At 61.1% G+C, this 15,408-nt stretch carries 12 protein-coding genes; all 12 read right to left on the bottom strand.

The window, feature by feature from the left end; translation table 11 throughout:
- Positions 1–32 precede the first annotated feature (32 nt).
- The 12 genes from P3T17_RS04645 to P3T17_RS04590 all read right to left on the bottom strand — a co-directional run bounded on the left by P3T17_RS04645 (position 33) and on the right by P3T17_RS04590 (position 15,348).
- Positions 33–1,865, bottom strand: coding sequence for an amino acid ABC transporter permease/ATP-binding protein (locus P3T17_RS04645; RefSeq protein WP_429404972.1), 1,833 nt, complete (start codon positions 1,863–1,865; stop codon positions 33–35).
- Between the two features lie 31 nt (positions 1,866–1,896).
- On the bottom strand, positions 1,897–3,219 hold the full coding sequence (locus P3T17_RS04640; RefSeq protein ID WP_429404970.1) for an LLM class flavin-dependent oxidoreductase: 1,323 nt from the start codon (positions 3,217–3,219) through the stop codon (positions 1,897–1,899).
- A gap of 43 nt (positions 3,220–3,262) precedes the next feature.
- Positions 3,263–4,264, bottom strand: coding sequence for an LLM class flavin-dependent oxidoreductase (locus P3T17_RS04635; RefSeq protein WP_429404968.1), 1,002 nt, complete (start codon positions 4,262–4,264; stop codon positions 3,263–3,265).
- Between the two features lie 140 nt (positions 4,265–4,404).
- On the bottom strand, positions 4,405–6,933 hold the full coding sequence (locus P3T17_RS04630; RefSeq protein ID WP_429404966.1) for a TonB-dependent receptor plug domain-containing protein: 2,529 nt from the start codon (positions 6,931–6,933) through the stop codon (positions 4,405–4,407).
- A gap of 157 nt (positions 6,934–7,090) precedes the next feature.
- A complete protein-coding gene (locus P3T17_RS04625; RefSeq protein WP_429404965.1) occupies positions 7,091–8,032 on the bottom strand; it encodes an ABC transporter substrate-binding protein in 942 nt (313 codons plus the stop codon).
- A 58-nt stretch (positions 8,033–8,090) separates the two neighbouring features.
- Positions 8,091–8,639 (bottom strand): GNAT family N-acetyltransferase, encoded by a 549-nt coding sequence (locus P3T17_RS04620; protein ID WP_429404964.1) that lies wholly within the window; start codon positions 8,637–8,639, stop codon positions 8,091–8,093.
- Positions 8,640–8,878: 239 nt separating this feature from the next.
- Positions 8,879–9,871, bottom strand: coding sequence for a succinylglutamate desuccinylase/aspartoacylase family protein (locus P3T17_RS04615; RefSeq protein ID WP_429404963.1), 993 nt, complete (start codon positions 9,869–9,871; stop codon positions 8,879–8,881).
- A 17-nt stretch (positions 9,872–9,888) separates the two neighbouring features.
- Positions 9,889–11,235 (bottom strand): LLM class flavin-dependent oxidoreductase, encoded by a 1,347-nt coding sequence (locus tag P3T17_RS04610; RefSeq protein WP_429404961.1) that lies wholly within the window; start codon positions 11,233–11,235, stop codon positions 9,889–9,891.
- A 38-nt stretch (positions 11,236–11,273) separates the two neighbouring features.
- Complete coding sequence (locus P3T17_RS04605; RefSeq protein ID WP_429404960.1) at positions 11,274–12,623, bottom strand: LLM class flavin-dependent oxidoreductase; 1,350 nt, start codon at positions 12,621–12,623, stop codon at positions 11,274–11,276.
- Positions 12,624–12,744: 121 nt separating this feature from the next.
- Positions 12,745–13,089, bottom strand: a complete 345-nt coding sequence (locus P3T17_RS04600) for a DUF3088 domain-containing protein (RefSeq protein WP_074266061.1) — start codon at positions 13,087–13,089, stop codon at positions 12,745–12,747.
- 129 nt (positions 13,090–13,218) lie between these two features.
- Positions 13,219–14,436, bottom strand: coding sequence for an acyl-CoA dehydrogenase family protein (locus P3T17_RS04595; RefSeq protein ID WP_429404958.1), 1,218 nt, complete (start codon positions 14,434–14,436; stop codon positions 13,219–13,221).
- A 189-nt stretch (positions 14,437–14,625) separates the two neighbouring features.
- Positions 14,626–15,348: a GntR family transcriptional regulator gene (locus P3T17_RS04590; RefSeq protein ID WP_217272807.1), complete on the bottom strand. Its 723-nt coding sequence runs from the start codon at positions 15,346–15,348 to the stop codon at positions 14,626–14,628.
- Positions 15,349–15,408: the final 60 nt, after the last annotated feature.

Raw genomic sequence — 15,408 nt, 5'->3', positions numbered from 1 at the left:
CTAAGCCGTTGTGTTTCATTCGTCGCATCCGCTCACAGCACCTTCGAGAGGAATTCACGCGTGCGAGCCTGCGCCGGATCGCCAAGCACGCGCGACGGCGGCCCCGCTTCGACTATGCGTCCACCGTCCATGAATACGATCGTGTCGGCGACCTCGCGCGCGAAGCCAATTTCATGCGTGACAATGATCAGCGTCGTGCCCGAACGTGCAAGCTGGCGGATCACGTCAAGCACCTCGTTGACCAGTTCCGGATCGAGTGCGGACGTTGGCTCGTCAAACAGTAGTACTTTCGGTTTCAGTGCAAGTGCACGCGCAATCGCCACACGTTGTTGCTGACCGCCCGATAGCTGGCGCGGCCATGCATCGGCCTTGTCGCCGAGTCCTACGCGCGCGAGCAGTGTGCGCGCCTCAGCCTGGGCCTGCGCGCGCGGCACACCTGAGGCCAGCGGCGCCTCGATGACGTTGTCGAGCACGCTCAGGTGCGGAAACAGGTTGAAGCTCTGAAACACCATGCCGACATCCGCGCGTCGCCGCTGCAGGATGTCCTTCTCCTTGAGCTCGTAGAGCGTGCGTCCGTCGCGGCGATAGCCGATCAGCTCGCCGTCGATATCAATGAAGCCATCGTCCACGCGTTCGAGGTGGTTGATCGAGCGCAGCAGCGTCGACTTGCCCGAGCCCGACTGACCGAGAATCACGGTGACGCTGCCCGAAGGAAACGCCAGCGAAATGTTATCGAGAACCTTTAGGGTGCCGAAGCTCTTCGAGACATTATGGATGCCCACCCTGCCGCCGATCCGTCGCTGCGCCCAGCCGGCCTTGCCCGCTTCGCTGCTGGATTCGCTGCTGGTTTCTGCCCCCACGCCAGATCGGCTCCCACGCTCGCCTGCGCTTTCACCAGGTGCAGCGCGCGCATTACGCCACCGGCCGAACAATGCAGTCAATGGCGACAACGCCACCTGCTCGCGCGTCGCACCGCGGGCATAGTACCGTTCGATGTGAACCTGAATCGCCGACAACACCGTGAGGATGATCAGATACCAGATCGTCGCGACCATCAGCAGCGGAATGACTTCCAGATTGCGGTGATAAATGATCTGCACCGTATAGAACAGATCCGGCATCGCGAGGATGTAGACGACGGAGGTGCCTTTCGCGAGACCGATTACATCGTTGAACGCTGTCGGCAGAATGGCGCGCATCGCCTGTGGCAACACGATACGACGCACCTGGCGGCCACCCGGCAGACCCAGCGCCGCACCGGCCTCACGCTGCCCGTGGTCGACGGAGAGAATCCCACCACGGATAGCCTCGGCCGAAAACGCCGCGTGGTTCAGCGTGAGTCCAAGCACGGCCGCGAAAAACGGACTGATCAGATCGGTGGTCGATTCATTCAGTAGTGCAATATGCGTAAACGGAACCCCGATCCAGATCGTCTCGTACAGATAGCCAAGGTTGTTTAACAGTAGCAACAGCACGATCGGCGGGATCGAACGGAATAGCCAGATAAACGCCCACGCACAGCCGGCCAGTAACGGCGAACGCGATACTCTCGCCAGCGCAAGCGGTACCGCGAGCGTGAAGCCGAACAACGCGCCGAGCCCCGTCAGCACCAGCGTACGCCCTAGCCCCTCGAGCACGGGCCCAGCAAAAAGCCACTGCGCGAAGACGCCCCAGCCCCAACGCGGATTGCCGAGTACCGAATTCGCCACGATCGCGATCAGCGCGATCGCCAGCACGGTTCCTGCCGTGCGCGCATGGTGCCTTGCGGGAACGATCCGATAGTGCGCGTATTCGGGACCTGCTGCGTCGTCGCTTGCGTGGCCTGCGTGAGCCGTGCCGGGAAACCGCTGGGTGGTGTCGCTCATGATTCTGCCCTCCTGCCTCGCGCTACGTCAGTCATGCCGTTTCCGCGGCAGCGTAGCGGCTTTCGCGTCGCGGCAACCCAAGATGATCACGCAGCGTTTGGCCGGCCAGCGTTCGGCTATAGCGGCCACGCGCCTCCAGCGCCGGGATCACGTAGCGCACAAAGTCGTCGAAACCTTCGGCCTGCACCGGAAAACCAAGGATGAAACCATCGGACGCACCGGCGTCGAACCAGCGAATCAGTTCGTCCACGATCTGCTCGCCTGTGCCGATGAATTGCGGCTTCGGTGTCGTCACTTCCAATGCGACCTCGCGCAAGGTCGAGCCATTCTTCTTCGCTTCGGCCTTGATGCGGTCGGTGGTCGAACGGAAGCTGTTTTTGCCGAGGTCACCGAGTTCGGGGAACGGCTCGTCAAGCGGGTATTGCGTGAAGTCGTGATGTTCGAAGAAACGGCCCAGATAGGCGAGCGCCTCCTCTATCGAGATCAGGTCGCGGATCACGCGGTACTTCGCTTCCGCCTCCTCTGCGCTCGCGCCGACGATCGGCCCAATGCCCGGGAATATCTTGACGTCGCTCGCCGCGCGCCCGTGCTCGACTGCGCTCTGCCTCACGCTCTCCGCGAACGCCCGCGTTTCTTCGAGCGATGGCGAATGGGTAAACACCGCATCCGCATACTTGCCGGCAAGCGCAATGCCGGAATCCGATGAGCCTGCCTGGAAAATCACCGGCTGTCCCTGAGGTGAACGCTGGATATTGATCGGGCCCGCCACCTCGAAGAAACGGCCCTTATGGTTGAGCGTATGCAACTTCTCGCGATCGAAGAAACGTCCGCTCTCGCGGTCGCGCACGAATGCATCGTCATCCCAACTGTCCCATAGTCCCTGCACCGCCTCCAGATATTCGTCGGCGATCTGATAACGCAGTTCGTGATCGGGATGCTCGCCGCCATAGTTCTTCGCGGAGCCTTCGAGCGGCGAGGTCACGACGTTCCATCCCGCGCGTCCGCCGCTAATCAGGTCAAGCGAAGCGAACTGCCGTGCCACCGTAAACGGATGGCTGTACGAAGTCGAGAGCGTGCCCGCCAAACCGATCTTCGAGGTGGCGGTCGCCAGGGCCGACAGGATCGAAATCGGCTCGAAACGGTTCAGGAAATGGGGAATCGACTTCTCGTTGATATAAAGGCCATCGGCTACGAAAGCAAATGCAACGCCGTTGGCCTCCGCCTTCTGCGCGATACCCGTGATGAAATCGAGGTTGACGCTGGCATCGGCGGGGCCAGCCGGATGCTTCCAGGAATTCATATGGCCGCCTGCGCCATGTAGCATGATGCCGAAAGTAAGATTTCGCTGGGTCATGATTGGATCCGGTAAACGAAAATGAGCGTGAATGTAGGAACGGTCAGACGCGCGCGGCCTGTTCTACAGGGGATAGTGCTTCGAACGAAGCGAGTCGCAGCGCATAGTCCGCTACGGGGGTGTCGATCACGAATTCCTCGATGCCGAAGCGCTCGTGCAATGCGTCGAGTTCCTGATGCACATCGTCTGCGGTACCGGTCACGACGTGCGGATGCAGTTCGTCGAGGCGGTAATCGCTCACGCCGGTTTGCCGCGCGAACTCCGCTGCGGCCTCGGGGCTGGGAAGATTCACGCTCTGCCCGGTGGCGAGCCGCAGTTTGAAAATACGCAATGGACCAACATGACGTTGAGCCTCTGCTTTGGACTCCGCAGCAAACGCGTAGAGCGCGAGCAGCGGCGTACGTCCTGTTGCATCGCGGTACGTATCAATGGAGCGGCCGATGCTGTCGCTATCGCCGTTAAAGTGACCGGCATAGCAGAATTGCCAGCCGTGTTTCGCGGCAAGCGCAGCACTTTCCGGGCTGCCGCCTAGCAGGATGCCTTGCGGCGCTTCGGGCGGCTGGGGCAACGCGATTGCTCCAGCCAAAGGATGATCGACGTCCATGCCCGCTTTGAGGAACGCGTCCAGTTCGGCAAGCTGATGGGCGAAGTCAGGCTTCTTTGCCTTGTCGTGAAACCATTGAAGCGCGCGCGTCGTCAGCGGCAAGCCGCCCGGCGCCTTGCCGACGCCCAGGTCGACGCGGCCCGGCGCCAGAGAGGCGAGCACGCGGAACGCTTCGGCCACCTTAAAAGGGCTGTAATGCTGCAGCATCACGCCACCGGAACCCACGCGGATGCGCGACGTATGTGCGAGCAGATGGGACACCACAATCTCAGGCGCGGAACTGGCGAGCCCTGGCGCGCCATGATGCTCTGCAATCCAGTAACGCTTGTAACCCAACGCTTCCGCACGTTGCGCGAGCCGGACGGTAAAGCGCAGCGCGTCGTGAGCATTCGTTCCGTCGGCAATCGGACTTTTGTCGAGAATCGAAAGGGAATAGGACATATCGATACCTCCCCGCGCACTAAAACTCGCGCGGGAACAGAGTTACGGGAAACTTGCCGGGCGACATCCGCTTGTTCCATTATCGCCATCGCAAGCCGATGTCGTTCGAGCAAATTTTGCTATGCATATGACGAATTACGTCAGAACGTGTAGCGGGCACGCAGATAATAGAAACCGCCGTCCTCGCCGATCGTCGAAGCAAACGCGTCGTATTGCGCGCCTTCGAGCTGAGCCTGGTACGGGAGCTTCGACGGATAGACGTTGAACAGGTTGTTCGCCCCCGCCGCTATCTGGAATCGCTTCGTCACGTCGTACCGGACCTCGAGGTCGGTGACGTATCGCGCTGCGTTCTCGAAGTGGATGAACTGCGTCGTCGAGAACGCATTAGGCCCCACGATGTAGGTTTCCTCGCTCGAGGTCGACCCAAAGCGCGTCTCGTGCAGACTCACGCCCCACTTGTCGAGATGCCAGGTGCCGCCGATGATGATCTTGTTCTTCGGCGTCGCCGTGGTCAGCCACGCGATCTGCTGCGCGTTGAGTTCTGGTTGACCATTCGCCCCGTTCGCCACGTGCGTGACCGACGTTGTATTCAGGTTCACACCGAGATCCCAGTCCACCTGTCCATATGCACCAAAGCTGGTGTGCCAGGTGCCGGACAGGTCGAGGCCACGGGTACGCGTACTCGCACCGTTCGTGAAGTAGCTCGCAGACACCGCTGACGCTGGCACCGAACTTGGCACCGACAACCCTGCGGCCTCCATTGCTGCGATCGCCGCCGCGCCAGAGGCCGTGCCGCCTTCGACGATCCGGTTGCGAATGTCGATCTGGTAAGCGTCGATCGTCACATTGAGGTTCTTGACGGGCGTCAGCACGAGGCCGATGTTGTAGTTGGTCGACTCCTCTGGCTTCAACGGCTGCGCGCCGATCAGCTTCGCCGCTACCGAATTGGCCGCCAGAAGGCCGCTAACCGATGCCGGCGATTCGTTGACGTTGCTGTAGTACTCCTCAGCGAGAGACGGCGCCCTGAATCCGGTACTGACACTGCCGCGCACTGCAATCTGCGGCGTGAAGTCGTAACGCGTCGAGATCTTGCCGTTCGTCGTGTCGCCGACATCGCTGTAATGCTCGAAGCGTCCCGCCAGATCGACCGTCCACTTCTGCGTCAGGTGGGTAGAGAGGTCGATATACGTGCCGAGCACGTTGCGCGAGTTGTCGCTGGCGCTAACGGGCGCAAGCCCCGGCAACGCCTGTGCCCCACCTAACAGATAGGAATACTCATCGCCGGGCCCCACGCTGTAGGTCTCACGCCGCTGTTCAAGACCAAACGACACGTTGACCGGCGCCGGCAGCAGCGGCAATTGGAACGCCCGCGAAAAATCCAGATTGTTCGTCAGTTGCGTGTTGCTGACGGTGGCAAGGTGGAAACTGGTCGGCGTAAATCCATCCGCCGCGTACAGTGCGGTGTTGGCCGAGTTGACCAGGCCTATGCCTTCATTGTCGCCGCCGTAGGTCGTGCTCAGATCCCAGGACCAGCCGAACAGATTCTGGCCTTTGGCGCCCGCGGTGACGGAATAGTCGTTTTCGTTGACCGTCTCAGTGGGCACGAAGCCGCCGGGATACACCTGCGGCAACACTGAACGCGGACGATAGTTCTGGTAAGCCTCGGCATCGCGGTGAGCGTAGGTGCCAAAGCCATACAGTTCGACGTCGTCGCCGAGGTAATACCCCGCATTGAAGCCCACTGACTCCCGTGTGCTGGCCGGGTCGCCCTCGATCGGGTTGTAGTAGCCATGCCCCGGCTGGAAGGTTCCGAAATAATCGTCGGGACCGGTGCGGACCGTATGATTCTGGCGATCGTATTCTGCTGCGAGGTCGAGAAAGCCATGATCGCCGAGATTCAGGCCGATATTGGCGGACTCGCCGTTCTTGAAGCCGTCGCCGTCGTAAGTCTGGCCGCTTGTCGTCTGCAGCGAGCCCCCGTGCGAGGCCGACTTCAGGATGATGTTGATCACACCGGCAATCGCGTCCGATCCGTACTGCGCCGAAGCACCGTCACGCAGGATTTCGATGTGATCGATCAGCGCGACCGGGATCATGTCAATGTCGACGCCCGTCGAACCCTGGTTGAGACCACCGTCGAGTGCGATATTGGCTGTCGTATGGCGACGTTTGCCGTTCACCAGCACGAGCACGTGGTCCGGCGTCAGGCCGTGCAGCGACAGCGCATCGGTCAACTGCGCCGTATCCCCAGCGTAGGTTTCCCGTGTAATCGACGGCGACAGTTTGACGAGTGCGTCCCGCAGGTTGCTCTGCCCGGTAGACTGCAACTGCGCACCGCTGATCACGTCGATCGGGGTCAGGCTCTGGCTCGCCTTCGTACTCGTGCGTGTGCCGGTCACGACGACGGTGTCCTGCTGCACGGTACCGTTAGCGACAGCGTGTTTCGCTGCCGGAGCTGTTTTCTCGGACTGCGCCGCGTTAGGGACTGTTGCCGCGGGCTGGGCTCCGGCCGCGGTCGCTGCGGCATCGCTCGCCTGCGCCGGCGCAGTTGCGCCCTGTGCCCATGCCGCGCCGTTGCATGTAATCGCCAGAACGGCGGCCGAGAGCAACTTTATGCGAACTCCGGTGGCTGCCTCGGCAGCGTTATTTTTCCTGTTTTTCTTGCGCATCGAACTGTCCGTTGGTGGTAGGCGAAGACAACGCTCCGCCACACCGGCTGATTTCAGCAGTGTGAGGAGCAATCTATTAGTTCTTAGCAATACTGATGAGATACGGCGAAGAGATAAAGCAGAGCTTCATCCGGGCAGCTCGCGCTGCCCGTCCAAGCTAGCTTTTCGGCAGACCTGGCGGATTCGTCCGGGCCTTGTCGATCGCTTCGGAGCCCAGACTCCAGCGGTCGAGAGCCTGTGTGTATTTCCCGCTGCTAATGAGGTCGTTCAGCAGCAGCGTGAGCGGCGCAGCGAGTCCGCTACCCTTGCGGGTGGTAATCGCGACATCGGCCAGGATCGGCCAGCCGCCGCTGATAGTACCCACCGCCCGTATGCCGCCCTTCTGCGCGGCCTCGTAGGCGAGTGCCGAGTTGACGCTCAGAATCACATCGGCACGTCCCGAGCGCAGCGCCACATCGCGCACGGCGATGTCGTCGTAGTACTGAACCTGGACCGGCTTCAGACCATGCGCGACATTTTCCTTGTCCCACGCGAGCAGGATCTTTTCCTGGTTCGTTCCAGAATCGGTAATGACGCGCAGTCCTGCGACGTCCTTCGGTTCACGGATCACCTTGATCGGGCTCGAATCCGCTACGTAGAACCCGAGCACATCGCGACGATAGGTCGAGAAGTCGAATTTCTCCTTGCGCTCTTCGGTCACGGTCACGTTCGATAAAACTGCATCGACCTTGCCCGACTGCAAGGCGAGCGGCCAGTCTTCCCAGGCAAGCACGACGATTTTCAGCTTGCGGCCGAGGCCGTCAGCCACCAGTTGCGCGAGGTCCGGGTCGAATCCGACCACCGTCTTTTCGTCCGTTGCGTAAGCGCCAAGCGGCGGCCACGCGACTGCCATACCGATCACCAGTTCGTCCTTCGAGGCGAACTGAAACGAAGGCGGCACGGCCTTGATCGCCGCCGCATCAGGCGTGGCCCGGACACGATCGTGCTGATCCGGGCTCAGATTGAACGTGCTCGCGGCCCACGCCGTACCGGCCACGCCCAGTGCCAAAGCGAAGAACGTTCCGGCCACTGCCAATAAGACTTTCCGACTTTGCTTCATGACTTGATATGCCTTGTTGAAATAGACGATCTGATCGACGGGTAATACGCGTGCTTTCCTACCGGCGGCCGAGCGGCCCAGGGTGGATCAGATCGCGTAGCGAATCGGTGCGGCCCGGCTCCAGCAAATCCTTGCCGAACGGAAGACGAAAATGGATCTCCGGTGCGATCGAACGATCGAACAGGGGTTCGTAGCCAGCATGGGTATAGAGTCCAGCAGCCTCCGGCTGCCGGAAACCAGTAGTCAGATACACGCGGCGATAACCCTGGCGTATCGCACGTGTTTCGAGCTCCTGAACGACGCGGCGCGCGAGGCCCTGACGCCGCTGACTCGCATGGGTCCAGATGCGCTTGAGTTCCGCAGTCGTCGCGTCATAGCGCTTGAAAGCACCGCCGCCGACCGTCTCTCCGTTGCGCAGGATCACAATGAACGCCCCTTCGGGCGGCACGAACAGTTCGGCCGGATAGCGTGCGAGCTCTTCGCTCACCGTGGCAGACCCGGCGGCCCGAAACTCGCTATAGCGGGTGGTGTACTCGACATTCAACGCATCCAGCAAAGGCTGCGCAACGGGATCCAGCAATGTGGTATCGATGATTTCGTATGTCATAGCAGACAGGGGAATCGTGTTTCCCCTTTTTTGTTGAATCTTTTTTCCGTCCGACCTTGATGTCCGTCGAATTAAAAAGAAGATAACAGGCTGCTATTGAGGATCGAACCAAACAATTTACGTATGGTTATTCCAGGGAGTCCATATATATAATTCGCGCTGCATTAACGGATTATTCGATCGAGAATAAAGCGTTAGAATTGCCGCAATATTGGCGGACTATTTATTTCGGATTGCTTTCAAACGGGTTCGGCGAGATGGAATAGACAGTCGCCACGCTCTACTGCGGCCGGCACGCGCTTGCAGACAACCTCGCCCGCTGCCGCGAAGAACGTCGTGACCGGCTCACGCAGCGGCGTATCCGGGAAATGAATGCGTGCCGCGGGCTGGCCGGCCACGACCTGGTCGCCGAGTTCGACGAGCGGCTCGTACACGCCGCGATCGTAGGCATACACGTAATGACGTGAGCCGGACACAGTAAAGAAGCGTGTTTGTGCGGGTGGCCCGTCGGGCACGAGCGGGCCGCTCAGCAGTCCGATGAAACCCAGCAGACTCAGCAGGCCTTGCCGCGCATCGCGCAGCAGCCTGGCCTGCACGGTACCGCCGCCTCCGAGTTCAGTGAGAATGGAGATGGCGCCCTGGCGGCGCGCTGCGGTCGCTGCATGGACGGGATTCGGCCGATGCAAAAACGCTCGCGGTAAGCCGAAAGCGGCGAGCAACGCTTTGAGCCGCTCCTCTTCCTCAGGATCGCGCGGCTCGATGGCCAGCATATTGGCGCCGTCGTAGAGCAGCGAACTGCCGCCCGAATGCACGTCGATCAGATATTGCGAGCGCGCTAGCAGCGTGTGCTCGATGTAATCGGCGATCGCCGCCGTTGGCGAACCTTGGGCATCACCTGGAAAACTGCGGTTCAGATTGCCGCCATCGAGCGGCGAAGTCCTGAGACCCGCCGCAGCCGCCGGAAAATTCGCCATCGGCAGGAAAATCAGTTGACCGCGCACCCACTGAGGCTCGATCTCGCGAATCAGGCTGGAAACGAGTACCTGTCCTTCGTATTCGTCGCCGTGGTTGCCACCCATGAGCAGCACGACGGGGCCATCGCCGTTGCGCACCGACGCGATCGGAATCGGCACCCATCCGTACGCGGAGCGATGCACCGAATAAGGCAGGCGCAGATAACCGACATGACGTCCATCGGCATCGAGATCGACTTCATTGTGGATGGTGCTCATCGGGTTCCCTCGTTGCATCACGCGGCTCGAGCATGGCGGTTGACCGGTCGTCGAAGTCCCAGATTGTCGCGCAACGTGCGGCCCTCGTATTCGCTGCGGAACAGGCCGCGTCGTCTGAGTTCGGGGATCACGAGTTCGACAAAATCGTCCAGCCCGGCCGGCAGGACCGGCGGCATGACGTTGTAACCGTCGGCACCGCCTTTCACGAAGCGCTCCTCGAGCTGATCGACAATCTGCGCCGGCGTACCGACGAGTTGCCAGTGCCCTCGGGCACCTGCTACCCGCAGATACAACTGCCGGATCGTCAGATTCTCGCGCCTCGCCAACTCAAGCGTCAACAACTGACGGCTCTTGCTCGCATTCGTCTCGGGCAATTCGGGGATCGGACCGTCGAGCGGATAGCCGGATAGATCAAAGCCGCCAGTCAGCCCTGACACCAGTGCAAGGCCCACCTTTGGATCGATCAGCGCCTGCAACTGCTCGAATTTCTCCCGCGCCTCGCTTTCACTGCGGCCCACGATGGGAAACACGCCAGGCATGATTTTCAGGTCGTCCGGGTGCCGGCCATATTGTGCGAGGCGTCCCTTGACGTCCGAATAGAAATCGATGGCGTCCTCGAGCGTCTGCTGCGCTGTGAAGATAACCTCCGCCGTGCGGGCTGCAAGGTCGCGCCCCGCCTCCGACGATCCAGCCTGCACGACGACCGGATGCCCCTGCGGCGAACGGGCTACATTCAGCGGGCCCCTGACCTGGAAAAAGCGCCCCTTGTGATCAAGGACGTGCCGCCGCTCCGGATCGAAGAAGCGTCCTTGATCCTTGTCGCGCAGGAATGCATCGTCCTCCCAACTGTCCCACAGACCCTCTACTACCTCGGCAAATTCGATTGCGCGCTCATAGCGCTCCGCGTGTTCGAAATGCTTGTCGCGGTTGAAGTTCTTTGCCTCATGCTCATTGGACGAAGTGACCAGGTTCCATCCCGCGCGCCCGCCGCTGATGTGATCGAGCGACGCGAATTTGCGGGCGACGTGGTACGGCTCGTTGAAGCTGGTGGAGGCCGTTGCGACCAGACCCACATGTTCCGTCACGGCCGCCAACGCGGATAGCAAGGTAATAGGTTCGAACTGCGCGACGTAGCTATGCGCCGTGCGGCTGAGAAACTCCACATTGTCGCCACGCGTACCGACACCATCCGCGAGAAACACCAGATCGAATTTTGCCGCTTCCGCCGCCTGGGCCAGCTTCACGTAGTGCCTGAAATTGACGCCAGCATCGGCCTGCGCTTCGGGATGACGCCACGCTGCGATATGGTGTCCTGAGGGATAGAGAAAAGCGCCGAGGCGCAATTGGCCAGTGCGTTGGGTCATGGTGATGGACGGAGAAAATGAGGAATCGACGGGCGGCCCTAGGCGCTCTCTTGCCAGACACGTCCGTTATCGGGGCGCGCGAGCCCGAGGTGCTCGCGCAGCGTGCGGCCTTCATAGTCGGGGCGAAAAATGCCGCGCTGTTGCAGGAGCGGCACGACGCCATCGGCAAAATCCTGCAGGCCGCCCGGCAGAACGTCGGGCATCAGGTTAAAGCCATCGGCGGCGCCGGCGTTGAACCAATGCTCGATGTCATCGGCGATCTGCTCTGGAGTCCCGACGATCACGCGATGCCCACCGCCGCCCGCAAGCGAACGGATCAGCTCTCGCACCGTATAGCCATGCCGCCGGGCCTGCGCGATGGTTGCGTGAAAGAAGGTATGGTTACCATTGCCGCCACCCGGTAGCGTGAGATTGTCGGGTAGTTGCTCGTCGAGCTTGAGTTTGTCCGCGGGAATACCTAGTGTGCCGGCGAGGCGCGTCACACTGTAGCTCCAGGGAATCAGATCGACCAGTTCGTCGCGTCGCCGCAAGGCTTCGCTTTCCGTGGCGCCGATAATGGTCGTCAGGCCTGCCAACACCTTCACTGCATTGCGCCCGTAGCTTGCTGCGCGGGCCTTTAGCTCGCGGCCATAGGCGAGCGACTCTTCAAACGACTGTGAGGCAGAGAATACTGCTTCAGCATGGCGTGCCGCGAGATCGCGGCCATCCGGCGATGCTCCGGCCTGCACGAGTACCGGATGCCCCTGCGGCGAGCGCGGCAGGTTCAACGGCCCTTGCACATCGAAATATTTTCCGCGGTGGGCGACGGGATGAACCTTGCCGGTATCGACGAAATGTCCACTGGTTTTATCGCCGATGAACGCGTCGTCTTCCCAGCTATCCCAGAGCGCCTTGACCACCTCGGTGAACTCGGCCGCGCGCGCGTAGCGCTCGGTGTGGTCGGGCACCGCCTCGCGGCCGAAATTGCGCGCCGAGGCCAGGTCGGCGGTCGTGACGACGTTCCAGCCGGCGCGCCCTGCGCTGACGTGATCGAGCGTCGCGAAACGCCGCGCAATGTTATACGGCTCGTTGTAGCTGGTCGATGCCGTCCCGATCACACCGATGCGCGAAGTAGCAGCCGCGATGCTCGCCAGCAGCACCGTCGGTTCGAGCGCGGTGATCGGACGAAAGTTAATCTGATCGGCAATCGAAGCGTTATCGGCGAGGAACACGGCATCGAATTTCGCTGCCTCGGCAATCTGCGCGACACGGACGTAGTGACCGGCATCGATGAACGCATGCGGATCCGCCTCCGCGATTCGCCACGCTGACGGGACGAAACCGGAGTGCAGGATATTGATGTTCAGATGCAACTGGCGCGGCGCTTGCCGGCCGGCAGCGTGGCTCATGAGAAAGTCTCCGTAGCGGGATCGTCTTCGCTCGCCTCGCGAGCGCAAGTGCAAGCGGCGTGTAACGCAGCCCCGCAACCGGCTCGACTGCGCGGACCGGTGGAGGGCCCGCCAGACAGCGTCAATGGACCTTCGGGAAGCCGTGACGTTCGGCGAGCAGCGCAAGAATGCGGTTGGTGTCGGTGACGAAACGCTTGCTGCCTAGCGTCTGCGCGTCGTCGGGCACCGGCGCCTCGTCGCCGAGGATCAGCACGGGCAGGCCCTGATGATCCGCATCGAGCGCCTGGATCGCCACCTCGCGTGGACGCGCAAACGGCAAACGCTGGATGTCGAGGCTGGCGCTCTTCGATGGGTCGCTTGCAAGAAGCCCTTCGATGGGCGCGCCATGGGGGCAAATGAAGCGCTCGCCAGGATGCTTCGGATCGGTAAAGCCCGGTTCGAGGAGTAAGAGAAGGTCTCGGCTCATGATGTGCGGCGGATCCATAGGGGATGAGTCGAACGATTCTCAACCCTCGAACGGCATCACGCCACGAATAAATCTGCACAAGGATATGCGGCCAGCAACTTAAGGAAATCAGAACCGATTTGCAAGCAGCTAGAACACCCGCCCTTCAGTCAGATGAGTGGTCACGCCATTCAACTCGTAATCGCCGATCACGCGCGCCTTGTGCAGCAGTGGGTTGTGACTGAAAATCGTGCGCAGGTTGCGCCAGTGACGGTCGAAGTTATGCGAGCGCGCCGTGGCTGACGCTCCGCCGACTTCGAACAGACGTTCGCCTGTATAGAGCGCGAGTTTGCTCACCACCAGTTGGGTCTTGGCCGTGGCGAGCGCACCTTCGAGCACCAGTTCTTCGGCATTGCTCACGCCTTTGCGGATCGCGTTCGCCGAGCGGTCCAGCGTGCGCGCATTTTGCTGCACCAGGGCGTCGATTGACAGACTATGCGCTGCGAGGTCGCCGATCACCTGTTGCACGAAACCATCCTCGCGCGCCGAGGGCGCAGGGCTATGCAACACGGGCCGGCCGAACTGCGTCACGTAGCGTCGCGCATCGGCCACGATGTTGCGCACAATCCCGGCAGCCACTGCCACCAGATGCAACTGCCGCAACGCGCCGCCGTGCCGTCCTGCCAGCGTGGTGCTCCCACGTGCGGCGATTTCATGCGTATAGACGCGCACATTGTCGAGCACGAGACCGCCGCTTGCCGTCATGCGCTGGCCCATGCCATCCCAGTCATCGAGAACCTGCAGACCTTCACGTGTCACCGGAATCACGATCTGCATGGTCTCGTCATTCTCATCCTGCACGTTGATGCGCGCATAGTCGGAAAACGCGGTTCCCGTCGAATAGTATTTGCGACCCGACACGCGATAATGTCCGCCGTCGCGTACCAGTCTGGTGGCGATTTCGCCAGGACGTGCGGTTCCGAGTTCAGTAGATGCTCCGCCAAAGATCGCACCCTTCTGCAGGCGTTCGATCTGAATATCGTTGAACGTAGAGCGCGGCGAGAGCACCAGCGACTCGGTCAGGTCGTAATGAATCCGCAAGGCGTGCGCCACATTGGACTCATGCGCAGCCAGAGTGGTGACGACATGAAACAGGTCTTCCAGCGTCCCGCCTAAACCGCCCCACTCCAGCGGAAGACGCAAGACACCCAGCCCCGACTCGCGAAACAGCGTGAATGCGTCAAACGGCAACTCACGCCTGGCTTCACGCTGCGCGGCGTCTTCGCCGATCGCTTCAGCCAAAGCCGGCAACGCGGATAAAGCCGCCTGAAGCCGCGACTGTGCGGCGGTGTCGTTGGAGACCTGCATGCCTTCATTCCTTTTTGAAAACGCACGGACCGGGCGTGTCCGGCTGCAAGGCGGCGATCGAAACGATCGAGCCGCGGATTCAGTTTGCCGAAGCAACGGGTCAGTATAGGAATGTGATGCGCAGCGCAGAACCACAGATTTGAGCTATGGATATGCGTGAGTATGGATTGGAGGGCGTTGCAGGTGCCGTCAGCTCGCGTTCGGCGCTTTGGCGTGATCGTCGCCCATGCGTTCAATGAACCGCTCGGCCGCTAACGTGAACGAGTGTTGCCAGATCTGCTCAGCCAAAACGAAATCCTTGTCCTTGATTGCCTTTGCGAGCGCCTCGATCCTCTCGAGCGCGTCCTTCTCGCGATCTGTATAGGTCATGCTCAACAGATTGTTGAAGCGCACCACCTCGGCCGTCAACTCCTCGAAATAGCGCGCGGTCTTCTCCAACTGGCTCGCCTTGACAATAGCGTCCTGAAACTCAAGGTGATTGTTGATCGAGGCGTTCTGGTCCGGCTCCTTGGCAAAGCGCAATGCGTTGCGCGTGAGCCGCTCGAGATCGCGGATGACGCTGCCCGTGAGCAGTTCAGGTTTCGATGCCAGCGCGCGCAGTGCAATCGTCCCTAACGCCGAGCGGATTGCATACACCTCGAGAATGTTTTCCGGATTGATCTCGGCGACGATTGCACCACGGTTGGGCCGTACCTCGACGAAGCCCTCCCGGCTAAGACGCTTCAGCGCCTCCCGCACCGGGTGCCGCGAAACGTTTAGCTGGTCTGTCAACCGGCTTTCAATCAGCCGGGTGCCTGGCGCAAAACGCCCCGAGACGATCGCGTCCCTGATCTGCATCGCGGCATACTCGACGCTATCGAGCGCCACTTTCGGAGCGAGGCCGCCCACCTGTGCCTTTGTTTTCAGAACCACCGCGAGATGCCTTTAAAAAATGTCGATAATCGACATTGTACGGCAGTTCGGCAACAGCGC

Origin of the sequence: Paraburkholderia sp. GAS82 (genome assembly GCF_050436285.1) — a bacterium.
Lineage (GTDB): Bacteria > Pseudomonadota > Gammaproteobacteria > Burkholderiales > Burkholderiaceae > Paraburkholderia > Paraburkholderia phenazinium_B.
The sequence above is the reverse complement of the archived record's forward strand: the minus strand, read 5'-3'. Positions and strand labels throughout refer to the sequence as shown.